The organism is Bradyrhizobium sp. T-12, assembly GCF_058314695.1.
This window is the reverse complement of sequence record NZ_CM177756.1, coordinates 4,857,903-4,883,055: the sequence shown is the minus strand read 5'-3', so window position 1 is coordinate 4,883,055 and position 25,153 is coordinate 4,857,903. Positions and strand designations below refer to the sequence as shown.

At 64.7% G+C, this 25,153-nt stretch carries 27 protein-coding genes; 17 read left to right on the top strand and 10 right to left on the bottom strand.

Features of this window, described 5'->3' with window-relative positions:
- Window positions 1–36 precede the first annotated feature (36 nt).
- Both AC0WRY_RS23355 and mddA read right to left on the bottom strand, forming a co-directional pair.
- On the bottom strand, window positions 37–1,014 hold the full coding sequence (locus tag AC0WRY_RS23355) for an NADPH:quinone oxidoreductase family protein (protein WP_491121118.1): 978 nt from the start codon (window positions 1,012–1,014) through the stop codon (window positions 37–39).
- Window positions 1,011–1,781, bottom strand: coding sequence for a methanethiol S-methyltransferase (gene mddA / locus AC0WRY_RS23350; RefSeq protein ID WP_491121116.1), 771 nt, complete (start codon window positions 1,779–1,781; stop codon window positions 1,011–1,013). The genes AC0WRY_RS23355 and mddA overlap by 4 nt, the downstream gene beginning before the upstream one ends.
- A gap of 147 nt (window positions 1,782–1,928) precedes the next feature.
- On the opposite strand from mddA, the gene AC0WRY_RS23345 reads away from it, so the two are divergent.
- Window positions 1,929–3,482 (top strand): bifunctional AfsR/SARP family transcriptional regulator/alpha/beta hydrolase, encoded by a 1,554-nt coding sequence (locus tag AC0WRY_RS23345; RefSeq protein ID WP_491121114.1) that lies wholly within the window; start codon window positions 1,929–1,931, stop codon window positions 3,480–3,482.
- A 79-nt stretch (window positions 3,483–3,561) separates the two neighbouring features.
- Here the strand turns inward: AC0WRY_RS23345 and AC0WRY_RS23340 are convergent, their stop codons facing one another.
- Window positions 3,562–4,209 carry a TetR/AcrR family transcriptional regulator gene (locus AC0WRY_RS23340; RefSeq protein WP_194403155.1) on the bottom strand — a complete coding sequence of 216 codons (648 nt, stop codon included), beginning with the start codon at window positions 4,207–4,209 and terminating at the stop codon, window positions 3,562–3,564.
- Between the two features lie 246 nt (window positions 4,210–4,455).
- On the opposite strand from AC0WRY_RS23340, the gene AC0WRY_RS23335 reads away from it, so the two are divergent.
- From AC0WRY_RS23335 to cynS, 7 genes are all read left to right on the top strand, one after another.
- Window positions 4,456–4,998 carry an OsmC family protein gene (locus AC0WRY_RS23335; protein ID WP_491121112.1) on the top strand — a complete coding sequence of 181 codons (543 nt, stop codon included), beginning with the start codon at window positions 4,456–4,458 and terminating at the stop codon, window positions 4,996–4,998.
- 36 nt (window positions 4,999–5,034) lie between these two features.
- Window positions 5,035–6,147, top strand: a complete 1,113-nt coding sequence (locus AC0WRY_RS23330) for an acyl-CoA dehydrogenase family protein (protein WP_491121110.1) — start codon at window positions 5,035–5,037, stop codon at window positions 6,145–6,147.
- Window positions 6,148–6,197: 50 nt separating this feature from the next.
- A complete protein-coding gene (locus AC0WRY_RS23325; protein WP_194403152.1) occupies window positions 6,198–7,076 on the top strand; it encodes a sulfurtransferase in 879 nt (292 codons plus the stop codon).
- Between the two features lie 119 nt (window positions 7,077–7,195).
- Window positions 7,196–8,575 (top strand): CmpA/NrtA family ABC transporter substrate-binding protein, encoded by a 1,380-nt coding sequence (locus AC0WRY_RS23320; RefSeq protein ID WP_491121107.1) that lies wholly within the window; start codon window positions 7,196–7,198, stop codon window positions 8,573–8,575.
- Window positions 8,576–8,723: 148 nt separating this feature from the next.
- Window positions 8,724–9,563: a nitrate ABC transporter permease gene (gene ntrB / locus AC0WRY_RS23315; protein ID WP_313754867.1), complete on the top strand. Its 840-nt coding sequence runs from the start codon at window positions 8,724–8,726 to the stop codon at window positions 9,561–9,563.
- A gap of 2 nt (window positions 9,564–9,565) precedes the next feature.
- Entirely contained in the window at window positions 9,566–10,489 is a 924-nt protein-coding gene (locus AC0WRY_RS23310; protein WP_491121105.1) for an ABC transporter ATP-binding protein, read from the top strand.
- 14 nt (window positions 10,490–10,503) lie between these two features.
- Window positions 10,504–10,986, top strand: coding sequence for a cyanase (cynS, locus tag AC0WRY_RS23305; RefSeq protein WP_194403148.1), 483 nt, complete (start codon window positions 10,504–10,506; stop codon window positions 10,984–10,986).
- Here cynS and AC0WRY_RS23300 read toward each other — a convergent pair.
- A complete protein-coding gene (locus AC0WRY_RS23300) occupies window positions 10,973–11,800 on the bottom strand; it encodes an isocitrate lyase/PEP mutase family protein (protein WP_491121102.1) in 828 nt (275 codons plus the stop codon). The genes cynS and AC0WRY_RS23300 overlap by 14 nt on opposite strands.
- Window positions 11,801–11,904: 104 nt before the next feature.
- On the opposite strand from AC0WRY_RS23300, the gene AC0WRY_RS23295 reads away from it, so the two are divergent.
- Window positions 11,905–12,879, top strand: coding sequence for a LysR family transcriptional regulator (locus AC0WRY_RS23295; protein WP_491121100.1), 975 nt, complete (start codon window positions 11,905–11,907; stop codon window positions 12,877–12,879).
- A gap of 5 nt (window positions 12,880–12,884) precedes the next feature.
- Here the strand turns inward: AC0WRY_RS23295 and AC0WRY_RS23290 are convergent, their stop codons facing one another.
- Entirely contained in the window at window positions 12,885–13,208 is a 324-nt protein-coding gene (locus tag AC0WRY_RS23290; protein ID WP_194403145.1) for a DUF1476 domain-containing protein, read from the bottom strand.
- Window positions 13,209–13,529: 321 nt separating this feature from the next.
- On the opposite strand from AC0WRY_RS23290, the gene purC reads away from it, so the two are divergent.
- Both purC and purS read left to right on the top strand, forming a co-directional pair.
- Window positions 13,530–14,297: a phosphoribosylaminoimidazolesuccinocarboxamide synthase gene (gene purC, locus AC0WRY_RS23285; RefSeq protein ID WP_173015815.1), complete on the top strand. Its 768-nt coding sequence runs from the start codon at window positions 13,530–13,532 to the stop codon at window positions 14,295–14,297.
- A gap of 13 nt (window positions 14,298–14,310) precedes the next feature.
- Window positions 14,311–14,553: a phosphoribosylformylglycinamidine synthase subunit PurS gene (purS, locus tag AC0WRY_RS23280; RefSeq protein ID WP_007602264.1), complete on the top strand. Its 243-nt coding sequence runs from the start codon at window positions 14,311–14,313 to the stop codon at window positions 14,551–14,553.
- A gap of 10 nt (window positions 14,554–14,563) precedes the next feature.
- On the opposite strand, the gene AC0WRY_RS23275 is transcribed toward purS, so the two are convergent.
- Complete coding sequence (locus AC0WRY_RS23275; protein WP_194403144.1) at window positions 14,564–15,580, bottom strand: magnesium and cobalt transport protein CorA; 1,017 nt, start codon at window positions 15,578–15,580, stop codon at window positions 14,564–14,566.
- Between the two features lie 167 nt (window positions 15,581–15,747).
- Between AC0WRY_RS23275 and purQ the strand changes: the two genes are divergently transcribed.
- Together purQ and AC0WRY_RS23265 are read left to right on the top strand one after the other, a co-directional pair.
- Window positions 15,748–16,449 (top strand): phosphoribosylformylglycinamidine synthase subunit PurQ, encoded by a 702-nt coding sequence (gene purQ / locus AC0WRY_RS23270; RefSeq protein WP_194403143.1) that lies wholly within the window; start codon window positions 15,748–15,750, stop codon window positions 16,447–16,449.
- Window positions 16,446–17,417: a tripartite tricarboxylate transporter substrate binding protein BugD gene (locus AC0WRY_RS23265; RefSeq protein ID WP_491121096.1), complete on the top strand. Its 972-nt coding sequence runs from the start codon at window positions 16,446–16,448 to the stop codon at window positions 17,415–17,417. Before purQ ends, AC0WRY_RS23265 begins: the two co-directional genes overlap by 4 nt.
- A 3-nt stretch (window positions 17,418–17,420) precedes the next feature.
- Here the strand turns inward: AC0WRY_RS23265 and AC0WRY_RS23260 are convergent, their stop codons facing one another.
- Both AC0WRY_RS23260 and AC0WRY_RS23255 read right to left on the bottom strand, forming a co-directional pair.
- A complete protein-coding gene (locus tag AC0WRY_RS23260; protein WP_491121094.1) occupies window positions 17,421–18,383 on the bottom strand; it encodes a DMT family transporter in 963 nt (320 codons plus the stop codon).
- A 76-nt stretch (window positions 18,384–18,459) separates the two neighbouring features.
- Window positions 18,460–18,939: a PaaI family thioesterase gene (locus AC0WRY_RS23255; RefSeq protein WP_194403140.1), complete on the bottom strand. Its 480-nt coding sequence runs from the start codon at window positions 18,937–18,939 to the stop codon at window positions 18,460–18,462.
- A 185-nt stretch (window positions 18,940–19,124) separates the two neighbouring features.
- On the opposite strand from AC0WRY_RS23255, the gene purL reads away from it, so the two are divergent.
- On the top strand, window positions 19,125–21,335 hold the full coding sequence (gene purL, locus AC0WRY_RS23250) for a phosphoribosylformylglycinamidine synthase subunit PurL (protein WP_491121092.1): 2,211 nt from the start codon (window positions 19,125–19,127) through the stop codon (window positions 21,333–21,335).
- A gap of 159 nt (window positions 21,336–21,494) precedes the next feature.
- Here purL and AC0WRY_RS23245 read toward each other — a convergent pair whose 3' ends face one another.
- Window positions 21,495–22,673, bottom strand: coding sequence for an acyltransferase family protein (locus tag AC0WRY_RS23245; protein ID WP_194408380.1), 1,179 nt, complete (start codon window positions 22,671–22,673; stop codon window positions 21,495–21,497).
- Window positions 22,674–22,848: 175 nt separating this feature from the next.
- On the opposite strand from AC0WRY_RS23245, the gene AC0WRY_RS23240 reads away from it, so the two are divergent.
- Window positions 22,849–23,022: a DUF1328 domain-containing protein gene (locus AC0WRY_RS23240; protein WP_491121090.1), complete on the top strand. Its 174-nt coding sequence runs from the start codon at window positions 22,849–22,851 to the stop codon at window positions 23,020–23,022.
- Window positions 23,023–23,153: 131 nt separating this feature from the next.
- Here the strand turns inward: AC0WRY_RS23240 and AC0WRY_RS23235 are convergent, their stop codons facing one another.
- The gene (locus AC0WRY_RS23235) at window positions 23,154–23,513 is read right to left on the bottom strand and encodes a DUF427 domain-containing protein (protein WP_194403138.1); all 360 of its coding nucleotides are present in this window, start codon (window positions 23,511–23,513) and stop codon (window positions 23,154–23,156) included.
- 174 nt (window positions 23,514–23,687) lie between these two features.
- Between AC0WRY_RS23235 and AC0WRY_RS23230 the strand changes: the two genes are divergently transcribed.
- A complete protein-coding gene (locus AC0WRY_RS23230) occupies window positions 23,688–23,924 on the top strand; it encodes a BolA family protein (RefSeq protein WP_018316584.1) in 237 nt (78 codons plus the stop codon).
- Between the two features lie 43 nt (window positions 23,925–23,967).
- Window positions 23,968–25,149, top strand: a complete 1,182-nt coding sequence (locus AC0WRY_RS23225) for a low temperature requirement protein A (protein ID WP_491121087.1) — start codon at window positions 23,968–23,970, stop codon at window positions 25,147–25,149.
- Window positions 25,150–25,153: the final 4 nt, after the last annotated feature.

Below are 25,153 nucleotides of genomic sequence, written 5' to 3'. Positions count from 1 at the left end.
CGTCTGACGTCCCTTTGTTGCCGTTGCCAGCCCACTCTATCGAATCCTGAGCACGATTCTTCCCTGAACCGTGCGGTTGGCGACGGCGCGCATGGCGTCCGCAGCCTCCTCCAAAGGGAGGACGCGGTCGATATGCGGACGGATTTGTCCTTCGGCCAGCATTTGCATCAGCGTGTCGTTCATCCGCGCGGCTTCATCAGAGTATTTCTCCGCCCAGGCACCGGCGAAGACACCGACGATGGAATAGTTCTTCAGCAGCGGCAGGTTCATCGGAAGGGACGGAATCTCGCCGCCGGTGAAGCCGATCGGCATCAGGCGCCCGCCCCAGGCCATCAGCCGGGCCATCTGCTCGAAGATCGCGCCGCCGACATTGTCGAAGCCAATGTCGATGCCTTCTCCCGATGTGATCGCCTTGATCCGCTCGCGCAGATCCTCGCTGCGATAGTTGATGACCTCGCTGGCACCGTAACCGCGGACCAGGGCCGCTTTGTCGTCGGCGCCGACGCCGGCGACGACGCGCAGGCCGAGATGCCGGCCGAGATCGACGGCGGCAAGGCCAACCCCGCCGGCCGCGCCCGTGACGAACAACGTTTCGCCGCGCTGTGCCCGTGCCCGCTCGACCAGCGCGTAATGGGCCGTGCCGTAATTGTGCAGCACCGTGGCCGCCGCTTCGAATGCGACGCCATCCGGCAGGCGCACGCTCTTCGATTCTTTCGCAATCATCCGCTCGGCGTAGCCGCCGGTCCAGCTGCTGCAGGCCACGCGATCGCCGGGGGCGAACCTTGTCACCTTGTCGCCGATGGCGACGACGGTTCCGGATGCTTCGGTGCCGGGCACGAAAGGCGTCGGCGGCCGCATCTGGTAGAGGCCGGAGACCAGCAGCTGGTCCATGAAGCTGACCGACGCGGCATGGACGTCGATGAGGATCTCGTCAGCGGCGGGCCGGGGCTCGGTGATCTCACCGAGACGCAGATCGCCGGGCCCGGTGAACGAATGGCACAGCACGGCTTTCATCGGGGCGCTCCCACAGGCCGGCGATCTTCGCTGCGGCGGCGCGCGAACAGGCCCGGCACCAGCATCGGAACGCGCCGGCGATAGTCCTGATACGTCGCCCCGAATACAGCGATGAGGTCCCGTTCTTCGAACTGCAATGCGACCAGGATGTAGGCCGTGTTGGCGAGCGCGAACAGCAGGTGCCCTTCCGTCATCTCGGGCGTGGCCCAGAACGCGAGCAGGAAGCCGAGCATGATCGGATGTCGCACGATCTTGTAGAGCAGCGGCGTCCGGAACGAATGGCCAGGCATCTCGGCCCCGCGCAGCGCGGAAAGAGCCTGGCGCAAGCCGAACAGATCGAAATGATCGATCATGTGGGTCGAGGCGAACGCGATCAGCCAGCCGAGCCAATGCACGGAGGTCAGCACCCCCGCCGCAGTACCGCTCGCCTGCCAGACCGGTGCAGGGATCGGCCGCCATTGCCAGAACAGCAAGAGGAGGATCAGGCTCGAGAGCAACACATAGGTGCTGCGCTGGCAGGCCTCGGGAATGAATGCGGCCAGCCATCGCTTGAAGGCCGGACGCGCCATGACGCTGTGCTGGATGGCGAACAGGCTCATCAGCAGGAGGTCGACGACGACGGCCTCGCTTACATTCGAAGCGGGGCCGACATCGATGGACTTCGGCACGACATAATTGCCGACGAAACCGAGCGCGTAGAGAAATGAAACCGTGAAGACGGCATAGCTCACGAGGGCGTAGAGCAGGATTGCGAGGCGTGCGAACATGGGTTTTCCTATTGTGCCGATGGCGACGGTGCCGCATGCAGAGCCTGGGCGCTCGCCGGCGAGCAGGCTCGATCTGGCCCGACCGTATCCGCCGGACCGTCCCCTGCGCGTCCCCCGGAGAACGCAAGCCGGAAGAAGAGGATTTCCATGACGGCTTTCTCGCTGGAGACGTTCGGGTTCCCCGAGCTCTACGCCGACGGCCGCCCGATCAAGCTGGCCTTGCGCAAGGGGCTTGCGCTGCTGGTCTATCTCGGGGAGGCCAAGGGCGCCGTCGCGCGCGAAATCATGGCCACGCTGCTGTGGCCGGAGACGCCCCGGGAGACCGGCCTTGCGCGCTTGCGGCGGCTGCTTCACCGCGTCGAGCTCACGCTGGGCCAAGCGGTGTTCGAGACCGACCGCACCAGTCTGAAATGGTCGCCGGACGTCGAGCTGAAGCTCGACTCGCGTCTGTTCGAGGATTCCTGCGATCGCGGCGCGTTCGAACAAGCGTGCCTGATCTACCGGGGCGACTTCCTGGCGGGCTTCGCGCCGGGAGACTGCCCCGAGTTCGACGACTGGGCGTTCTTCCGCCGCGAGGCGCTGCGGGGACGGCTGGTGCATGCGCTGGAGCGTCTCGTGCAGGACAAGAACGCGGCCGGAGATCATTTTGCCGCGACGGCACATGCGCAGCGCCTGGTCGAGCTCGATCCGCTCAGCGAAGTCTATGGCCGGCACTTGATCCGCAGCCTGCTGCTATCAGGCGACCGAAGCGCGGCAGAACGTCATCACGCGGCACTCACGCAGCGGCTGCGGGACGAGCTCGGGGTCGCACCGGAGGCCGAGACCGAGGCGCTCATGAGTCCGGCCGCAGCACCGCACGCCGCTCCGACGACGCGCTACGTGAAGGGCGTCGGCGTGCATCTGGCCTATCAGACCTATGGCAGCGGCCCGCTCGATATTCTGGTGATGCCGGGCTTCGTGTCGCATGTGGAGCGTGCCTGGGAGAGCCCTGCGAGCCGGACGTTCCTGGCGTCATTGATGAAGCTCGGGCGCCTCATCGTGTTCGATCGTCGTGGGATCGGGCTGTCCGACCGGGTCGGATCGGCGCCTGGTATCGACGTCACCGCGGAGGATATCGGCACCGTGCTGCGCGCGGTGGATTCCCGCCGCGTCGTACTGTTCGGCGCGTCCGAATGCGGGCCAGCTTGCGTCAAATTTGCGGTCGATCAGCCGCGCGTCGTGGCCGGGCTCATCCTGTTCGGCGCCTTGGCCAAGGGATGCTGGTCGGAGGATTACCCGCATGCCTTGCGCGCCAGTCAGTATGACGCCTGGAGTAGGCATCTGGTCGCGCAATGGGGCGGGCCGGTCGGGATCGAGACCTTCGCGCCGAGCCTTGCGGGCGATCCGAAGGCGCGCGCCTGGTGGGCCGGATTGCTGCGCGCGGCGTCCAGTCCCGGCGGCATCTCGGCCGTGCTCGAAGCCTTTCGCGACGCCGACGTGCGGCACCTTCTGCCGGAGATCACCGTGCCGACGCTGGTGCTGCACCGGCGCGGCGACCGGGCCGTGCGGATCGCCGCCGGGCGCGATATCGCGAGCCGGATCAAGGGTGCGCAGTTCGTCGAGCTCGATGGCGAGGATCACTGGTTCTTCGCAGGCGATCAGCAGCCGGTGCTGGCGGCGATCGGGCAGTTTGTGGAGACGTTGAATCGTCCTCCGCCGTAGCCCGGATGGAGCGGAGCGCAATCCGGGAGGGTGTTCCCGCATTCCGCTCCGCTCCATGCGGGCTACAAAGTGAGAGCGATCACACCGCCTCCAAATGCTCCGCCCCGCGCCTCTTCTTCGTCTTTGCCTGACCGAGCAGGGGGCCCGCAGCGAGCGCGGCCGTATCGGCGACGCCGGGATCGCGCGACACCATCGCGGCGACGATCGCGCCATCGATGAGGAGGCCGAGTTGATGCGCGAGCACGACCGGCTCGTTTGATCCGAGCTCGCCGGCGAGCTTCTCGATGTGGCCGAGCACGATCTTCTTGTGCTTCAGCGCGATGTTCCGGAACTGCTTGGCGTCCTTGTCGTGCTCGCCGACGGCGTTGATGAAGGGGCAGCCGTAGAAGCGCTCTTCGCCAAACCAGCTCTTCAGCGCCGGGAAGATGCGCGCCAGCTTGGCCTGCGCGTCGCCGCCGCCTTCCTCCATGGCGGCGATGAACCATTCGCGCCACTGCTTGCCTTCGCTCTCCAGCACTGCGTTGACGAGGTTGGTCTTGGAGCCGAACAGCTTGTAGAGCGTGGTCTTCGCGGTGCCGGCCTCCTCGATGATCGCATCGATACCGGTGGCATTGATTCCGTTCTTGCAGAACAGATGCGATGCGGCGCTGAGCAGGCGCCCGCGCGCGGATTCGTCGTCGCCGATGGCGGCGTGGGGCGAGGTCTTCTTCGATGACGTCTTGGCCATGGCGACGAACTTACCCGCAGCCGCGCGGTATCATCAAGCCGCATCTGTTTCGCGCCGAAAAGATTCGCATCGGCGCGCGCATCTGCATCGCCTTTGAGCAGAGCGCGGCTGATCAATCCGCGGGCAGCGACGCTTAAGCGGCTCCATCGCCTCGCATTTCGTTTTCCGCCCGCTTTGGCACGCCCTATGCAAGGAAACAGACCGTTCGGTATCCTGCCGTTTTTCACGGCTGCCAGGGAGAAAAAGATGACTGCCGTCGTTCAAAAGACAGTGCTGACGGGGTGCCTTGCGCCCATCGACAAGAATGGCCTCGAGCAACTGATCGCGAGCGGCAAGGCTAATCCGAAGGTCGTCAAGACCTTGAAGTGCAAGACGGTCGCGGAAGGCAAGTTCCGCCACGCCAACTATATCCGCAGTCTGCCGCCCTACATCGTCGATGAGCCGCCGGGGCTCCTGGGCGACGACACCGCCCCCAATCCGTCGGAAGCCTCGCTCGCCGCGCTCGGCTCGTGCCTTGCAGTTGGCCTGCACGCCAATGCGGTGCACCGCGGCTGGATCGTCAACAAGCTCGAGCTGGAGCTCGAAGGCGACCTCAACATCACCGCGGTGTGGGGCACCGGCGACACCTCCGACAAGCCCGTCGGCTTCACCGACGTCCGCGTCAAGGTCGACATGGAATGCGAGGGCATCGCGCAGGACGAGATCGACGCGCTGGTCGCCCATGTCAAGAAATGGTCGCCGGTCGCCAACACCTTCACCCGTCCGGTCAATCTCGAGATCGGCATCTAGCTGAATAGCAACCAGGACAAGGTGCGGGAGACGATCATGGGTTCACTGGCTTTATCGCGGGTCGAAGTTCTGGATCAGCCCGCACCTTCCATTGCAGGAGAAGTGGCGCGGATCGCACGGGAGCAACTCGCGCCGCTCGCGGCCGGCATCGACGACGGTTCGGTCTATCCAGCCGACGTGCTGCGCAAATTCGGCGAGGTCGGCGCCTGGGGAAGTCACGTCCCGCAAGAGGGGCCCGCCGACCTGCGCTGCGCGATCCAGGCCATGGAGGCGATCGGAGAGGTCTGCGGAGCCACGGCCTTTATGGCCTGGTGCCAGAACACGCTGGTCTGGTACGCCGCCAACTCGACTAACCTGAAGCTCGCCAAGCGCTTCGGCGATGCCTTCTCGACCGGCCGGGTGCTCGGCGGCACCGGGCTCTCCAATCCGATGAAGAGCTTCTTCGGCATCGAGAAGCTGAAATTGAAGGGGCGCAGGGTCGAGGGTGGCTATGTCGTGCGGGGGGCGCTGCCCTGGGTCTCCAACCTCGGTCCCGATCATTACTTCGGCACGATTTTCGAGCGCGAGGACGCGGAGGAAACGGTGATGTTCCTCGCCGATTGCGCCGATCCCGCGATCACGCTGACGCCGTGCAAGCCGTTCATGGCGATGGACGGCACCGGCACCTATGGCGTGCAGTTCCGCGACGTCTTCGTGCCGGACGAATTGATCCTCGCCGATCCCGCCGGCCCCTTCGTCAAGAAGATCCGCGCCGGCTTTATCCTGCTGCAGGCCGGCACGGCGCTCGGCCTCATCAAGGACTGCATCAACATCATGGATGAGGTGGACAATCCCCTCGGCCATATCAACCGCTATCTGCCGCAGCAGCCGGTGCATTTCCGCGATCTCGCCGCCGAGCTCGAGGCCGAGACCATGGCGCTGGCGCGCGATCCCTACAACGAGGAGGAAACCTACTGGCGCAAGGTGATCGCGCTCAGGCTTCGCGCCGGCGAGGCCAGCGTCGCGGCGGCGCATGCGGCGATGCTGCATTGTGGCGCGCGCGGCTACCTCAAGAGCCACCGCGCGCAGCGGCGCCTGCGCGAGGCCTATTTCATTGCGATCGTCACGCCGGCTACCAAGCAGCTGCGCAAGATGCTCGCCGATTGCTGAGCTTCACGAGTCCACCCAGAAGACCCCCAACCTCAACGGAGAGGCCGCCAATGACGGACGTTCTGATTTCTGCCAGCGAACTTGCCGATCTCTTGAAGCTTGAACCCTGTGTCGTGATCGACACCCGCAATCCCGACGCTTATGCCGCCGGGCACCTGCCCAATGCCGTGAACGTGCACGAGATCTTCACGTTCCTTGCAACCTCGACGCCGGAGGGCATCAGCGAGCTGAAGACCAAATTCGCCGATGCTTTCGGCGCGGCCGGCCTCTCCGGCAAGGAAACGGCCGTGATCTACGAGCAGTCGATGAATTCCGGCTTCGGCCAGTCCTGCCGCGGCTACTACCTCCTCACCATGCTAGGCTATCCCAAGGTCAAGGTGTTGCATGGCGGCTTCGACGCGTGGGCAGCCGCGGGCTTCCCGGTGACGAAGGATGTCCCGGCGCCGGCGAAAGCCTCTTTCGCGATCGTACCCGAGGCCGGCGAGATCCTGATCGACGCCAAGACCATGCTCGCCGCGGTCGGCAAGCCCGGCATTGCCATTCTAGACGTGCGCGACGTCGACGAGTGGATTGGCGACAGCTCCTCGCCCTACGGCAAGGATTTCTGCCCGCGCAAGGGCCGTATCCCCGGCGCAGTGTGGCTGGAATGGTACCGCATGATGAAGCCGACCGCGGAAGGCCCGCGCTTCAAGTCCAAGGACGAGATTTTGGCGGAATGTGCCACCGTCGGCATCTCGCCGACCACACCCGTCTATCTCTACTGCTTCAAGGGCGCGCGGGCCTCGAACACGTTCCTGGCGCTGAAGAACGCCGGCGTGAAGGACGTGCGGATGTATTTCGGCTCCTGGAACGAATGGTCGCGCGATCCGTCGCTGCCGATTGAGCAGGGGCTGCCGGTGGCTGCCCAGGTAACAGGCAAGGCGGCATAGAACCTGCATGTTTCCCGTGGCCCGGCTGCGCAAGGGGGCAGCCGGGCCACGAAGGAATTTTGAGCCGACGCGGCGGACAACGTCGTCCGCCGCACGGTGTGACAAAGGGGCGCAGAAACATGTCCACGTTTAACGATCCGTTCGATGCCGACCGCAATCTTCAGTCCGGATGTGTGTGCGGCCAGCACGCTTCGGCGGGAGAGCACGAGGCCGCGTTGACCCTGCGATGCGAGCCCGTTGAGAGCGAGGAGAAGCGCTACGAGGGCGTGGTTGCGTCTGCCGTGATGCGCGCCATGTTTCCGCAGGATGGGGCGCGGCGCGCATTCCTGAAATCGGTCGGGGCCTCCACTGCGCTCGCCGCGCTGTCGCAGTTCTTCCCGCTCAAGACCGCGACCGAGGCGTTTGCGCAAGCCGGCGCGCCGGAGAAAAAGGACCTCAAGGTCGGCTTCATCCCGATCACCTGCGCCACGCCCATCATCATGGCGGCCCCGATGGGATTCTATTCCAAGCACGGTCTGAACGTCGAGGTGGTCAAGACCGCCGGCTGGGCCGTGGTTCGCGACAAGACCATCAACAAGGAATACGACGCCGCGCACATGCTTGCGCCGATGCCGATTGCGATCTCGCTCGGCCTGGGTGCCAACCCGGTTCCATTTGCCGTCCCTGCGATCGAGAACATCAACGGGCAGGGCATCACGCTTGCCATGAAGCACAAGGACAAGCGCGATCCGAAGGACTGGAAGGGGATGAAGTTCGCAATTCCCTTCGACTATTCGATGCACAATTATCTCTTGCGGTATTATCTCGCCGAGCACGGTCTCGACCCCGACACCGACGTGCAGCTGCGCTCGGTGCCGCCGCCGGAAATGGTCGCGAATCTGCGCGCCGACAACATCGACGGCTTCCTCGCTCCCGACAACATCTGCCAGCGCGCGATCTATGACGGCGTCGGCTTCATGCACATCCTGTCGAAGGAGATCTGGGACGGCCATCCCTGCTGCAGCTTCGCCGCCAGTCGCGAGTTCATCACGACGGCACCGAACAGCTTTGCAGCGCTGACGCGCGCCATCGTCGATGCCACCGCCTTTGCATCGAAAGCGGAGAACCGCAAGCAGATCGCAGAAGCGATTGCGCCGGCCAACTATATCAACGCGCCGGTGACGGTGCTCGAGCAGGTGCTGACCGGCACCTATGCCGACGGGCTCGGCGGGGTGAAGACCGATGCCAAGCGCGTCGATTTCGATCCGTTCCCCTGGCAGTCCTTCGCGGTGTGGATGCTGACGCAGATGAAGCGCTGGGGCCAGATCAAGGGCGAGGTCGATTACAAGGCCGTCGCCGAGCAGGTGTATCTCGCCACCGACACCAAGAAGCTGATGACCGAAATGGGCCTGTCGCCGCCGGCGAGCGCCTACAAGTCTTTCGCGGTGATGGGCAAGACGTTCGATCCGGCCAAGCCGGAGGATTATGTGGCGAGCTTCAAGATCAGGAAGGCGTCGTGATGGGCTGGGCTCTCGTGTCCCCGGCACGGCGCAGCGCAAAGCGGTGCGACGCAGAACCGGGACCCAGCCGGCCCGGCTGGGCCCCGGCTCTGCGAAGCAGCATTGCGTGCTGCATCGCGTCCGGGACACATGCGGTGAGGTCGGCGCGATGAATTCCTCCCTCCGCCTCCGTGCGGGCCTCGTCTCCATCGTGCTGCTCGCTGCGTTTCTCGGCATCTGGCACCTGGCCACGCGCTCGACCGGTGCTACCACGACGATGAGCCCGGAATACGCCAAGCTGATGGGCCTCACCGCGACGCAGGGCAAATCAACGATGCCGGGACCGCTCGATGTCGGCGCCAAGCTGTTGGAGCATTTGAAACGGCCATTCTACGATAACGGCCCGAACGACAAGGGCCTCGGCATCCAGCTCGCTTATTCGATCGCACGCGTCGGCACCGGCTATCTGCTTGCAGTGCTGGTCGCGATCCCGCTCGGCTTCCTGATCGGCATGTCGCCGCTGCTCAGCAAGGCGCTCGATCCCTTCATTCAGGTGCTCAAGCCGATCTCGCCGCTGGCCTGGATGCCGCTCGCGCTCTACACCATCAAGGATTCCTCGGTCTCGGCGATCTTCGTCATCTTCATCTGCTCGATCTGGCCGATGCTGCTCAACACCGTGTTCGGTGTTGCCAGCGTGCGCAAGGAATGGATCAACGTGGCGCGCACGCTCGAAGTCGGCACCGTCAGGCGCGCCTTCACCGTGATCCTCCCCGCCGCGGCGCCGACGATCCTGACCGGAATGCGCATCTCGGTCGGCATCGCATGGCTCGTCATCGTCGCCGCCGAGATGCTCGTCGGCGGCACCGGCATCGGATATTTCGTCTGGAACGAGTGGAATAATCTGTCGATCACCAACGTCATCATCGCAATCCTGCTGATCGGAGTCATCGGCATGCTGCTCGACCAGATTCTGGCGCGCTTCACGCGCATGGTCACGTTTCCGGAGTAGACATGACCGATAAATTCATCTCCATCGAGGGCATCGCCAAGCGTTATCCCGGCGCGGGTGGCGCTACGACCACCATCTTCGAGAATCTCTGGCTGTCGATGGCGCGCGGCGAGTTTGCCTGCGTGATCGGCCATTCCGGCTGCGGCAAGACCACGGTGCTCAACATCCTCGCCGGCCTCGACGCGCCGAGCGAGGGCGCGGTCATCGTCGACGGACAGGCGATCTCCGGTACCAGCCTCGATCGTGCCGTGATCTTCCAGAGCCATGCGCTGTTGCCCTGGCGCACCGTGCTCGGCAACGTCAGCTACGCCGTGAGCTCGAAATGGCGAAGCTGGGACCGTGCCAAGGTGAGGGCGCACGCGCAGAACTTCATCGATCTCGTCGGCCTCGCCGGCTCCGAACACAAGCGGCCATCGGAACTATCGGGCGGCATGAAGCAGCGCGTCGGTATCGCGCGTGCCTTGTCGATCACGCCGAAGATGATGCTGATGGACGAGCCCTTCTCGGCGCTGGACGCGCTGACGCGGGGCACGCTGCAGGACGAGGTCCGGCGTATCTGCCTCGAGACCGGGCAGACCGCATTCATGATCACCCACGACGTCGACGAGGCGATCTATCTCGCCGACAAGATCTTCCTGATGACCAACGGGCCGGGTGCGGTGCTGGCCGAGGTCGTCGAAAATCCGCTGCCGCGGGATCGCGGCCGCATCGATCTTCACCGCCATCCGCTCTATTATGCGCTGCGCAACCACATCATCGATTTCCTGGTGACGCGCAGCAAGACCTTTGCCGCCGAAACGCTGGGCCACGATCCACGCAACGTGCCGACGGTACATATCGGCAAGCCCGGGCTGACGATCGCCTCGAACGTCGAGGAGCAAAGACAGACCTGGATACCCGGGCCCAGTCCCGGACTCACCGCCTGAGAGGAGACCCTGACATGAAACGCGAAGACCTCACCGAAAAGCTGCTCGACATCAAGCGCGAGAAGGGCTGGAGCTGGAAGCACATCTGCGACAAGATCGGCGGCTATTCCGAGGTGCTGATCACGGGCGCCATCCTCGGCCAGATGAAGCTGACGAAGCCCCAGGCGGCCAATGCAGGCGAGCTGTTCGGCCTGTCGAAGGCTGAAGTCGCCATGCTGAACGAGACGCCAATGCGCGGCATGCCGATGCCCCCGACCGATCCCCTGATCTATCGCTTCTACGAACTCGTGATGGTGAACGGGCCGGCCTGGAAGGCCTTGATCGAGGAGGAGTACGGCGACGGCATCATGTCGGCGATCGATTTCGACATGGTGATGGAACGACAGCCCAACCCGAAGGGCGACCGCGTCAAGATCACCATGAGCGGCAAATTCCTGCCGTACAAATATTACGGCGCCAGCGGCAACGTGCCGGAATACGGCTTCAAGGAGGAGTGACCGCGGCGAAGGCGGCGCGCAACGCGCCGACCTCTGCCATCTCGCGAACATAGGTGAAGGATCCCTTGTCCTTCATCTCGCGCGCGCAGGTCAGGAACGCGGCAAGCGCGTAGCGCGACATCGCCCCGCCGACGCTGATGCGCTTGACGCCGGCGTCCGACAATTGCTCGGCCGTCAGCGTCGGGTCGGCAAAGCCCATGACGTGGTTGAACGGCTTACCGAGCGAGGAGACGACGGTCCGGATCGTGCCAAGGTCGTACAGGCCGGGCGCATAGAGGACATCGGCGCCCGCGGCCTCGAAGGCCTGCAGGCGGCGAACCGTGTCGTCGATGTCCTTGCGGCCGTGCAGGAAGTTCTCGGCCCGCGCGGTCAGCGTGAACGGAAACGGCAGCGCACGCGCCGTTTCGACAGCGGCCTGGACGCGCTCGACCGCGTGGGAAAAGTCGTAAATGGGGCGATCGCGGTCGCCGCTGAAATCCTCGATCGAGCCGCCGACGGCGCCGGCCTCGGCGGCGCGCTGTATCGCCTGGGCGGCACGCTTCGGCTCGTCCGCACCGCAATTCTCGAGGTCGACACTGACGGGCAGGTCGGTCGCCTCGACGATCGCGCGCGCGTTGGCGAGGATGACATCGAGGCTGACGCCGCTCCTGCCAAGCATGTTGGCGACCCCGAGGCTCGTCGTCGCCAGGGCCTCGAAGCCCATCGCCGCGAGCAACTTGGCGGTGCCGGCGTCCCATGGATTGGGAATGATGAAGGCGCCTCGGCGCGCGTGCAGGGCGCGGAACGCTGTCGCCTTGTCCAGCTGGCTCATCATGGCTCGTCTCCGTGTTGTCGGTCGAGGCAGGCTTAGGAGCATTTTCGCCATCCGCCAAATTTGTTATTCTTACGGAAGACATCAGTTTCTTGCATGAGGTCGCAATGGACAGTGACGCCCTCAACACCTTCCTGACCGTTCATCGCAAGGGAGGGATTTCGAATGCCGCGAAATTCCTGCACCGCTCGCAGCCGGCGATCTCGCGCCGCATCGCGCTGCTGGAGCATGAGCTCGGCGTGCCCCTGTTCGAACGAGTGGCAGGCCGCACCCGGCTCAGCGATGCCGGACGCGTGCTGATTCCCTATGCCGAGCGCGCGGTCGCCGCGGCAGAGGACGCCGAACAGGCGATCCGCGCATTGACCAAGCAGAATGCAGGGCCGGTGTCGCTCGCGGTGACCGGAACGCTGGCCGATAGTCGCCTGTCGACCATCATGAAGCGGTTCGCAAAGGAGAATCCGGCCGTCACGCTGGCCTTGCAGACCGCGACCAGCGCGGAGGTCAGCGATCTCGTCCGGCGCGGCGAGGCGACGATCGGCCTGCGTTACAACACCGACCGCTCCGGCGACCTCACCTGCGAGCTGGTGCTGAGCGAGGCGTTGCAGGTGGTCTGTGCGCCCGACCATCCTCTGGCTGGAAAGCGCGTGAAGCGCCTCGCGGAGCTCAGCGGCGAGCGCTGGATCGCATTCCCGGCGACGCGCGGGCGCCGCGAGATCGCCGCGGCCCACGTGTTTGCGCTGTTTCTCACGCAAGGGCTCGGCGAAGTGGAGTGGACGGCCGTGGATAGCCTCACCGCCCAGAAGCGGCTCGTCGAGGCGGGCTTCGGTGTTGCGCTGCTGGCACGGAGCCACATGGCGGAGGAACTGCGTGCGGCCTCGCTCGCGACGATCGTGGTGGACGATCTTGCGGCGGATCAGGACATCGTTCTCGTCACGCGCCGCGGTGGTTTTCTGAGCGCTGCGGCCGAGCGCCTGCTCGAGACCATCCGGCGCAACTATGCCGGGCGGGACGTCCCGACCACGCGGGACAGCGGAAAGCGATCACCGGCGCGCAAGGGTATTGCGCGCCGGCGCCTTGCTTAACTCAATTATTTCCCGGCTTTGACCTCGGCGGCTGCGACCGCGAGCAGCTCACTCATCTTGGCGCGAATCGCCTGCTCGGTGACGGCGACGTTCTTGGCGGCGAAATCGGCCGTCAGCTTGCGCACGACGTCGGCATCGCCAGCCTCCTCGAAGTCGGCCGCAACCACTTCCTTGGCATAGGCGGTGGCGGCATCGCCGGAGATGCCGAGCTTTTCGGCGGCCCAAAGCCCGAGCAGCCGGTTGCGGCGGGCCTCCGCCTTGAATTTCTGCTCCTCGTCGAGGGCGTATTTCTTCTCGAAACCTTCCTGGCGCTTGTCGAACTCGCTCATGCCTTGTTCCAAATCCCTCTGATGGCGCGGGGCGCCTTCCGTTGCGACCGCCCGGCTGCGTGCCTACATAGATAGCACATATCGGCAAAACAACGGGCCGTTAAGCCGCAGGCAAGACGGTATAAGTTGGCGCCGGACGGCCGGATCGATTGTGCTCGGACAGCCAATCGGATAGGTTGCCTAAAGGCTTGGTTCCCGTTCTGTTTCCAAGGGTTTATAGATGGGTTCCGGGCTGTTCACGGCAGCTCCGCTGTGGGTCGTAAATCCTAGTAACCGGAGCACACCAAATACATGGATTTCAACAAAACACGGTACATCCCCATGAGCCGTCGGCGTCGTATTTATGAAGGCAAGGCAAAGGTTCTGTATGAAGGCCCGGAGCCCGGTACCCTGATCCAGCACTTCAAGGACGACGCCACCGCGTTCAATGCGAAAAAGCATCAGGTGATCGAGGGCAAGGGTGTCCTCAACAACCGGATCTCGGAGTACCTGTTTCAGCACCTCAACGACATCGGGGTGCCGACCCATTTCATCCGTCGCCTCAACATGCGCGAGCAGTTGATTCGCGAGGTCGAGATCGTGCCGCTCGAGGTGGTGGTGCGGAACGTCGCCGCCGGCTCGCTGTCGCAGCGCCTCGGCATCGAGGAGGGCACCCAGCTGCCCCGTTCGATCATCGAATTCTACTACAAGAACGACCAGCTCAACGATCCCATGGTGTCGGAAGAGCACATCACGGCCTTCGGCTGGGCGACACCCCAGGAGATCGACGACATCATGGCGCTCGCCATCCGTGTCAACGACTTCCTCACCGGCCTCTTCCTCGGCATCGGCATCCGCCTCGTCGACTTCAAGATGGAATGCGGGCGCCTGTTCGAGAACGAGATGATGCGCATCATCGTCGCCGACGAGATCTCGCCGGACAGCTGCCGTCTCTGGGACATCAAGTCGAACGAGAAGCTCGACAAGGATCGTTTCCGCAGGGATCTCGGCGGTCTGCTCGAGGCCTATACGGAAGTTGCAAAGCGTCTCGGCATCCTGATGGAGAACGAGCGTCCGCAGGGCTCCGGCCCGGTGCTGGTGAAGAGCTGAAGAGGATTTTGACGTGAAGGCACGTGTCACCGTTACCCTGAAGACGGGCATCCTCGATCCGCAAGGCAAGGCCATCGAAGGCGCGCTGAAGTCGCTCGGCGTCGATGGCGTCGCCAGCGTCCGCCAGGGCAAGGTGTTCGACATCGAGCTCGCCGGCGCCGACAAGGCCAAGGCGGAAGCCGCGCTGAAGGACGCCGCAGACAAGCTGCTCGCGAACACCGTGATCGAGAATTATCGGGTCGAGCTGATCGGGTGAGCAGGACGGCTCACAGCCATCCCGCGCGGCGAAACCGCCAGTACAGCGCGCCGCAGGCGGTCAGCATCACGCCGAGCAGCATGAAGTAGCCGTACTCCCATTCCAGCTCCGGCATGTGCTTGAAGTTCATGCCGTAGATGCCGGCGAGCGCGGTCGGGATCGCGATGATCGCAAGCCAGGAGGCGAGCTTCTTCGATACCGCCGTCTCCTGCGCCTGACCGACCAGAAGACTTGCCTCGAAGGCGAAGGCCAGCACCTCGCGCATGGAATCGATGCGCTCCTGGATGTTGCGGACGTGGTCGGTGACGTCGCGGAATAGCGGCTGCATGGCCTGCCGCACCATCGCCAGCTCGTCATGCTCCAGCCGGCGGCAGACCTCCACCAGCGGCCCGATCGCGTTGCGCAGCCGCAAGAGGTCGCGGCGCAGCATGTAGAGCCGCTCGATCTGCGCCTTGCTGATCGGCTTCGACAGCACGTCATCCTCGATGCCTTCGACCTCGTCGTGAATGCTCTCGAGCACGGGCGAGTAATTGTCGACGATGAAATCGAGGATGGCATAGAGGATGTAATCCTCGCCGCGAGCCAGCGCTCGCGGGCAGCTCTCGCAACGCTCGCGCACCGGCTTGTAGGAGGTCGAAGCGCCGTGGCGCACCGAGACCAGATAGCCTTCGCCGACGAAGATGTGGGTCTCGCCGAAGGCGATGCGGCCCTCGATCAGTTGCGCGGTGCGCGCCACGATGAACAGAGCCTCGCCATATTGCTCGATCTTGGGACGCTGATGGGCGTGGTTGGCGTCCTCGATCGCGAGCTCGTGCAGGTCGAACTGCTTCTGCACCGCGCTGAGCAGCGCCATGTCGGGCTCATGCAAGCCGATCCAGACCACGTGGCCGGGCTTGGCGCGCCAGCTCGAGGCCTCGCTGATCGCGATATTGGCAACGCGCCGGCCGTCGACATAGGCACCGGCCGCGACGACGCCCTCGGCGGATACCGGCTCGGCGAGGGAGGTGGGCAGCGACGGGACGTTCATGGCTGCAATCCCGGGCAAGATCGTTGGGCAAAACTGCCGTGGCTATGGCCTGTGTACAAGGCCGCCCGGCGAGGCTAGCACTGGTAAAATCCCCGTCAAATGGCTATGTCTCCCAGCGAATTGGCCCCTTCGGCCAGCCCGATTCCCGTCACCGTCGGAACCCGAACATGAAAGCCGCCATCCTCGTCTTTCCCGGAATCAACCGCGAGCGCGACATGGCGCGTGCGCTGAGGCTGATCTCGGGCCACGAGCCGGCGATGGTCTGGCACGCCGAGACCTCGCTGCCTCCGGGGACCGACCTCGTGGTGGTGCCGGGCGGTTTCTCCTACGGCGATTATTTGCGCTGTGGCGCCATCGCGGCACGTGCGCCGGTGATGGACGCGGTGCGCGACTACGCGGCCAAGGGCGGCCTCGTGCTCGGCGTCTGCAACGGGTTTCAGATCCTCTGCGAGTCCGGCCTGCTGCCCGGCGTGCTGATGCGCAACGCGCGGCTGAAGTTCATCTGCCACGACGTGCATCTGCGCGTCGAGCGTTCCGACACGCCGTTCACCCGCGGCTACAATGCCGGGCAGGTGATCCGTGTGCCGGTCGCCCATGGCGAAGGCAATTACGAGGCGGACGAAGAAACCATCAAGCGGCTCGAAGGCGAGGGGCGGGTGCTCTATCGCTATTGCTCGGCCGAGGGTGTGGTGGACGACAACAGCAACATCAACGGCGCTGCGCACTCCATCGCCGGCATCGTGAACGACAAGGGCAACGTGCTCGGAATGATGCCGCATCCGGAAAACCACGTCGAAGACATCATGGGCTGCACGGACGGCCGCGGTCTGTTCGCCGGCCTCGCTCAGCATCTGGAAAAAGCCGCGTGATTTCGTTCGTGCTGAAGCGGCTGTCGATCGCGGTCGCCGCAATTGCTTTCGCGACGGCCGCGTTTGGCCAAGACTATCCCAAGCGTCCGATCACCATGATCGTGCCGTTCGCGGCCGGCGGCACCTCGGACGTGATCGCGCGTGCGGTCGCCGAGCAGATGGGCATCGCGCTCGGCCAGACCATCGTGATCGAGAACGTTGCCGGTGCCGGCGGCTCGACCGCGCTGGCGCGCGCCTCCCGCGCCGAGCCCGACGGCTACACCATCGCGATCGGCAATGCCGGCACGAATGCGGCGACCTACACGATCTATCCGAAACTGCCGTTCACGCCTGAGTCCTTCGTGCCGATCGCCATGGTGGCGAAGACATTCGGCATCATCGCGCTGCGCAAGGACTTTCCGGCCAAGGACCTGAAAGAGTTCATCGCCTACGCCAAGGCCAATCCGGGCAAGATCAATCTCGGCCATGCCGGCGTCGGCTCGTCGAACTATCTGATCTGCAAGAGCTTCGTCACCGCTGCCGGCATCGACGCGACGCTGGTCGGCTACCGTGGTGCTGCGCCTGCGCTGACCGATGCGGTCGGCAGCCAGATCGACGGCGTCTGCGATGCGGCGGCCTCGGTCTCGCAGTCGATCAACGAGAAGCTGGTGAAGGGTCTCGTGGTCGGCTCGACCGTGCGGCTCGCCACGCTGCCGGACCTGCCGACCTCGGCTGAAGCGGGTTTGCCCGAATTCGAGGCGCAGGGCTGGAACGGCCTGTTCGCGCCCAAGGGCACGCCGCCGGCCGTGATCGCCAAGCTGAACGCCGCTGCGCGCACTGCGGTCGAGACCGATGCCGTGAAGAAGCGTTTTGCCGATCTTTCCACTGTCGCCCCTGATGCGGACGAGCACGCGTCCGAAGTGCTGCAGAAGCTCGTGACGCGCGACGTCGAAAAGTACCGGAAGATGCTGGCGGACGACGCCAAGTAGTCGTTAGCGTCGCTTCAGCCGCTCCGCCGGCACCGTCATCGCGGCGACGCCGGCCATCACCAGCAACAGCCCGAGCGCCAGGTTCGACGGCACGCTCTCGCCGAGCAGAGCCACGGACAGGCCGACGCCGATCGGGATGCGCAAATATCCTTGTGCGTTGGTGGTCAGCGTGCCGAGGCGGCCGAGGCAGACGTAGAACAGCATCAGGCCGAGCGCGCTCGAGACGATGCCCATGACGATGGTGGCGACGATCGCCGTCGGCGTCGGCTGCAGCGTCCAGGGCTGGTCGATGATCAGCGAGGGCGGCAGCAGGATGAGGCCGCCGAACAAGAGCGAGCCGGCAGCCACCACCATCGGATCGTAGTCGGACAGGCGCAGACCGAAGATGGTCGCGCAGGCAAAGGAGATGGTGGCAAGCAGGATCGCGATCTCGGCAATGATCTCGCTGCCGAAGCCGTGCAGCGCATCGAGGCCGACGATGAGAATCGTGCCGGCGAGGCCGAGCACCGCGCCCGCGAGCTTGAGCAGCGTCGCCGGCTCGTGACGCGTGATCAGCGAGGTGATCAGGAAGGCGAAGATCGGCGTCGTCGACGCCAGCACCACCGTGCTCGACGCCGGCACGTATTGCTGCGACCAGGTGATGATCAGGAAGGGGAAGGTCGAGTTGATCAGTTGCTGGGTCGCGAACAGCTTCCAGGCCTTTGCGTCCGTCGGCACCTTGATGCCGCGCATCCACAGGATCGCGAACAGGAAGGCGGCCGCGATCAGCGAGCGTGCGGAGATGAAGGTGATGGGCGGGATGGTGGGAAGCGCCAGCTTGGCCAGCGGATAGGTCGAGCTCCAGCAGCAGGCGAGCGCGAGCAGCAGCGCATAGTCGCGCCAGTTGCGGGCGCCGGTGGCGATGGACGGCAACGGCGTTGATGCGGCCGCCGTCGCGCGACCCGCCTCCGATGTGCTCTGCGGCACCTTGTTCTTGCTCCCCGGCGCGACAGCGCTTGCCGGGAAGTCTGGGCGAGGGCGAGCGAAAAGGGAAGGCGCCGAGCTATGCGTTTGGCTGAGGGAGCGCCTTCCGCTTCATCCGCTTGATCGTGCCGGAAAAGGTCAGCAGCACCCGGTCGGCAGACATCATCTTGCCGCGCAGGAAGATCAGCGAGCCGCCGGCGCGGGTGACCTCGCCGGTGCACTCGATCAGCTCGCCCTCGCGTGCCGCGTCGAGGAATTCGCAGGCGAAGTTGGTCGTCACCGCCCGGCTGTCCAGGACATGGGTGGCGATCGCGAACAGGGAGTAGTCGGCGAAGGCCATGTAGCAGCCGCCATGGACGTTCCCGGAGCCGTTGAGGTGCTTTTTCTCGACCCGGAAGGCGCTGCGGACGCTGCCGTCCGCCTCGATCCGGTGCCAGAAGGGGCCGACATGGGCCTCGAAACTGTCGCGAATCCAGGTCCGCCAGCCCACGAATTCGCCCTCGGTGGCGACGTGGAGGTCGGGGCGGCGGGGTGGGGGCGCTTTGGTCAATTCGTGCAAGGAAATAGGCCTTCAATTGCGGGTCTCGAGCCCTTAAATCCGATCCGTCGGCGCCGTGCAATTCCTGTTCCCGCCGTCCCTGCCTGCAAAACGTGGGACAGCGGGAAAATGCGCCATAAAGGGCTTTTCGCGAGCCCCGGATGTTCCTAAGAACGGCCAAACCGCCGCCGAAAGCCCCTGAAGCCATGAAGAATGAACCCAAGATCACCCCCGAACTGGTTGCCGCCCATGGGCTTAAGCCCGACGAATATGAGCGCATCCTGAAGCTGATCGGGCGGGAGCCGACCTTCACCGAGCTAGGCATCTTCTCGGCGATGTGGAACGAGCACTGCTCGTACAAATCCTCCCGCATCCATCTGAAGGGCCTGCCGACCAAGGCGCCCTGGGTGATCCAGGGCCCGGGCGAGAACGCCGGCGTGATCGACATCGGCGACGGCCAGGCCGTGGTCTTCAAGATGGAGAGCCACAACCACCCGAGCTACATCGAGCCCTACCAGGGCGCGACCACCGGCGTCGGCGGCATCTTGCGCGACGTCTTCACCATGGGTGCGCGCCCGATCGCGTGTCTCAATGCGCTGAGCTTCGGCGCGCCCGAGCACGCCAAGACCCGGCACCTCGTCTCCGGCGTCGTTGCCGGCGTCGGCGGCTACGGCAATTCCTTCGGCGTGCCGACGGTCGGCGGCCAGGTGCGCTTCCACACCCGCTATGACGGCAACATCCTGGTCAACGCGATGGCGGTCGGCCTCGCCGATGCCGACAAGATCTTCTATGCGGCGGCCTCCGGCGTGAACATGCCGATCGTCTATTTGGGTTCCAAGACCGGCCGCGACGGCATCCACGGCGCCTCGATGGCCTCGGCCGAGTTCGACGACAAGTCCGAAGAGAAGCGCCCCACGGTGCAGGTCGGCGATCCCTTCGCCGAAAAGCTGCTGCTGGAGGCCTGCCTCGAGATCATGGAGAAGGGCTGCGTCATCGCGATCCAGGACATGGGCGCGGCGGGGCTGACCTGCTCGGCCGTCGAGATGGGCGCCAAGGGTGATCTCGGCGTCGACCTCGATCTCGACGCGGTGCCGACGCGCGAGACCGGCATGAGCGCCTACGAGATGATGCTCTCGGAAAGCCAGGAGCGCATGCTCATGGTGCTCAAGCCCGAGAAGGAAAAGGAAGCCGAGGCGATCTTCAAAAAGTGGGGCCTCGATTTCGCCGTCGTCGGCTACACCACGCCGAGCAAGCGCTTCGTGGTCAAGCATGGCGGCGACGTCATGGCCGACCTGCCGATCAAGGAGCTCGGCGACGAGGCGCCGCTCTATGACCGCCCGCATGTCCCGTCCGTCGCGCTGCCGGTCGTGCATGCGCGCGAAGTGCCGGCGCCGATGGGTTTAGGCAGCGCGCTGGAGAAGCTGATCGGCACGCCCGACATGTGCTCTAAGCGCTGGGTCTGGGAGCAGTACGACCACGTCATCCTCGGCAACACCATGCAGCGTCCCGGCGGCGATGCCGCATTGGTGCGCGTGCAGGACGGGCCGAAGGGCCTCGCGCTGACCGTCGACGTGACGCCGCGGTATTGCGAAGCCGATCCGTTCGAAGGCGGCAAGCAGGCCGTCGCCGAAGCCTGGCGCAACATCACCGCAGTCGGCGGCAAGCCGCTCGCGATCACCGACAACCTCAATTTCGGCAACCCTGAGCGGCCCGAGATCATGGGCCAGTTCGTCGGCTGCCTGAAAGGCATTTCGGAAGCCTGCCGCACGCTGGATTTCCCGGTCGTCTCCGGCAACGTCTCGCTCTACAACGAGACCAATGGCCGCGCGATCCTGCCGACGCCCTCGATCGGCGGCGTCGGCCTGCTCGACGATTTCACCAAGTCCGCCTCGCTCGCCTTCAAGGCCGAGGGCGAAGCGATCCTCCTGGTCGGCGAGACCCATGGCTGGCTCGGCCAGTCGGTGTATCTGCGCGACATCTGCGGCCGCGAGGAGGGCGCGCCACCGCCGGTCGATCTCGCCGCCGAGAAGCGCAATGGCGATTGCGTGCGCGGCATGATCCACGCGGGCACCGCCACAGCCGTGCACGACCTCTCCGACGGCGGCCTGCTGATCGCGCTCGCCGAGATGGCGATGGCAGGCGGCATCGGCGCCAAGCTGCTGGCGGCGCCGACCTCGCTGGTGTCGCAGGCCTATTGGTTCGGCGAGGACCAGGCGCGCTATCTCGTCACCGTGCCGGAAACGGAAGCCGGCCGCGTGCTCGCCAAGATGCGCGGCTGCGAGGTGCCCTGCGTCAGGATCGGTACCACCGGCGGCGACGCGATCGCCATTGCCGGCGAAGCGCCTGTCACGATCGACAGCTTGCGGATATCGCACGAGCGCTGGCTGCCGGAATATATGGGCGGCAAGGCGGCGTAAGGCGCTTCCACAAACTCAGAGCCGTAGCCCGGATGGAGCGAAAGCGTAATCCGGGACCGCTATCGCGTGTGGCAAGACTCCCGGATTGCGCTGCGCTCCATCCGGGCTACGATCCCGTCGTCGCAAGGGCTCCTTGACGAGCCGAGAGACCGCGCGCTCTCACAACACCGACGACGCCCCCGGTATCTTGCGCAAAGCCGCCGTCAGGCCCCAGCTCAGGATCACCGTGAGCACGAAGCCGATCGCGGCCTTCACGATCGCAGGCAGCTCGTAATCGAACAGCGCATACTGGATCCACAGTGCGATCGGGTAGTGCACCAGGAAGATGCCGTAGGCATCCGCCTGCATGCGGTCGAGCAGGGTTGGCCCCGGCGCTTTCGAATGCAGGAAGAAGGCGAGGATCGTGAGCAGGATCGAGGCCGAGAACAGCACCAGGAACGTGCCGTAGAACGCGTGGTACCAGTGCGGCAGCGGATCGGGATTGCCGAGGATTTCGCGCTTGATGTAGATCATGCCCCACATCAGGCAGTACGGCACCAGCGTGATGAACACCCACCGCCAGCGGTCGTTCGGCAGCTGACCGTCCGAGCTGAGGATGCCGCGATCGAAGTTCGCCGAGCCGACGCTGGCGCCGATGAAGAAGTAGCTGAAGTAGAGCAGGATGCGGCTCGCCTGCACCGAGAACGGTCCGAACTCGAACCATTTGTTGGCGCCGAAATAGACCAGCGCCGGCACGTAGACGAGGATGCTGATCGCGGCGAGCACCAGCCAGAACGCGGCCGGCTGGTCGAATCCGCGCAACGAGACGCGGTTGATCGGGTCGACCAGATGCGCCGAGACCCGGTAGAGCAGGCTCGCGGTGAGATCGAAGGCGAGCAGCACCCACACGAACCAGATCGGGCCGCTCGGCCACGGCCCCGCCGTCACCGTCTTCCACCAGAATGCAGCGAAGGTCAGCTCGGGCTCGGCCCGCAGCGCGATGGCGTAGTAGGCGAGCGGGATGACGGTGAGGGCCGCGATCGCGAACGGCAGCCCGAGCCGCAACAGGCGGTCGCGCAAAAAGACCGACGGTGCCTTGCGCGCGATGCCGGGCCAGGTGAACAGGCCTGACAGGAAGAAGAACATCGCCATGAAGAAGCTGTCGGTGGCGAGCACAATCATGTCGAAGCCGGCGAAGGAGGCCGGATCGGTGTGACCAAAATGCGTGTAGGGAATCACCGCGTGATGCAGCAGCACCACCAGCGTCAGGAAGGTACGGGCACGATCGAGCGAGAGATTGCGCGCCTTGCTCTTCGGCGCAGCCTGCGCCTCCGCGCCCATCGTCGCTGAATGTGACATCGTCATTATGGTCGCCCCGCGTCCCGTCCCGCCGGGACTGTGCCGCCGGGAACCGGATTCAGCAAGTGTCGTTTCGGCAGCTGCAACCTGAGGAACCAGTTCCGCGTAGCAAAGTTAGCATTCGCGAAAGGGCGTAGAGAGCCGCGCCAAGCGGCAACCGATTGCGGAGCTGGCGATGACGATCCTGAAATGGGCGCTGATCTTCCTGCTGATCTCGATTGTGGCCGGCGTGCTCGGCTTCACCGGAATCTCGGCTGCCTCCGCCGATATCGCCCGCTTCCTGTTCTACGTGTTTGTCGTGATCTTCCTGGTGCTGCTGATACTGGGGCTGACGATTTTCAGGACATAGCCCGACCGGTAGCAGCACTCATCGTCATGCCCGGGCTCGTCCCGGGCATCCACGTGTTTCGGTATCTGCGATTATCCAAGAACGTGGATGGCCGGGATAAACCCGGCCATGACGTGGCGCTACAGCAGGGCCTACCCCACTTCCTCGATCTTCACCTTGTCCGGATAGAAGGCGAGATGGCCGGAAATCTCCGTCATCGCGGGGAAGGGCGTCTCGTAAGTCCAGATCGCATTGTCGAGCGTCTTGCCGTCGGCCTTGACGCTGAAATAGTTGGCGTCACCCTTGTAGGGGCAATGGGTGGTGCGCTCGGTGCGCTCCAGCAGGGCCATATTGGTGTCCTCCCGCGGCACATATTGCACCGCCGGGTATTTCGCCTCTTTCAGGGTCAGTGCCTTGCTGGTCTCGGCAATCACGATGTCGCCTGCGGTGACCCGGACGCGCCGGGGATTTTGGGTGATGGTGATGGGGTGGTCGGGCCCTGGAAGCTTCATGATGTCACGCCTTTTCGATCGATCTGCCTTGCGCGGCACTTTGTCGTGCCTTTATCCCGATGGGATCAGGGATATAGTGCCGGAATGCGTGACGAAGAAGGCTGTTCACGCTAAGTTTGACCCAGCCGGCCAGGGGACCCCGGCGCGATTCGACGAGACAGGAGCACGACCCGAATGCCCATGGACGCCCACGATATCGAGGCGATGATCAAGGCGGCGATCCCCGATGCCGAGGTGACCATCCGTGACCTCGCCGGGGACGGCGATCACTATGCCGCGACCGTGATCTCGGAATCCTTCCGCGGCAAGTCCCGCGTCCAGCAGCACCAGATCGTCTATCAGTCCCTGCGCGGCCAGATGGGCGGCGTGCTGCACGCGCTGGCACTGCAAACCGGCGTACCGGGCGCTTGATCTGACCGGCTGCCTGATCTGATCGCGCGACGGGGGAAGGATGATGGCTGCGGACAATCCTCGCGGCGCGATGTTTCGCGTCATCGTGCCGAACCAGCACAGCCGCGTCACCAATGTCGAGCTGTTCTTCGACCTCGTTTTCGTCTTCGCGGTCACGCAGGTCTCGCACACGCTGCTGCACCATTTCACGCCGCTCGGCGCGGTGCATGTCACGGTGTTGTTTCTCGCGGTGTGGTGGGTCTGGGTCTACACCGCCTGGGTCACCAATTGGCTCAATCCCGAGCTGACGCCTGTCCGCGTCATGCTCTTCCTCATGATGTTGGGCGGCCTCGTGCTGTCGACGACGATCCCGACCGCGTTCGAGGGGCGGGGCCTGTGGTTTGCGATCGCCTACGCGACCATGCAGCTCGGACGCACCGCCTTTTGGCTGTTCGCAACGCCGCGGCATCGGACCGCGGTGCGCCACAACGCGATCCGCATCCTGACCTGGCTCTCGATCTCCGCGGTGTTGTGGATCGCAGGCGGCCTATACGAGGGCGAGACGCGGCTATGGCTGTGGATTGCGGCCGTCTCCTGGGAGTACGTCTCGCCGGCGGCGCGGTTCTGGGTGCCGAAGCTGGGCTTCTCGTCGGTTGAAGCCTGGGCTGTCGAAGGCGGCCACATGGCGGAGCGCTGCTCCCTCTTCGTGATCATCGCGCTGGGCGAGGCCGTCGTCGTCAACGGCGCGACCTTTGCCGAGCTGGAATGGACCGCAGCCAACATCCTTGCCTTCGTTTCCGCGCTGGTCGGCGCCATCGCCATGTGGTGGATCTATTTCCACAAGGGAGCGGAAGCCGGCGCCGAGCGGATCTCGAAGTCCGCCGAATCCGGCCGGCTGGCGCGGCTCGCCTATACCTATCTGCACATGCCGATCATCGCCGGCATCATTCTGACTGCGGTGTCGGATGAGCTGGTGCTGAAGCATCCGACCGGCCATTCCGACTTCAGGACCATCGTGAGCACGATCGGCGGTCCCTTGGTATTCCTGGTCGGCACCATCCTGTTCAAGCACGCGATCCGCGGCTTCCTCCAGCTCTCGCACGGCATCGGCATCATCCTGCTGCTGGTGCTATGGTGGTTCGCCGCCGATCTCTCGCCACTCTGGCTCTCGGTCGCCAGCAGCGCGATCATGATAGTCGTCGCGGTGTGGGAGTCGGTGTCGCTGGGGTCGGCAACCGAGGAGTAGGCGC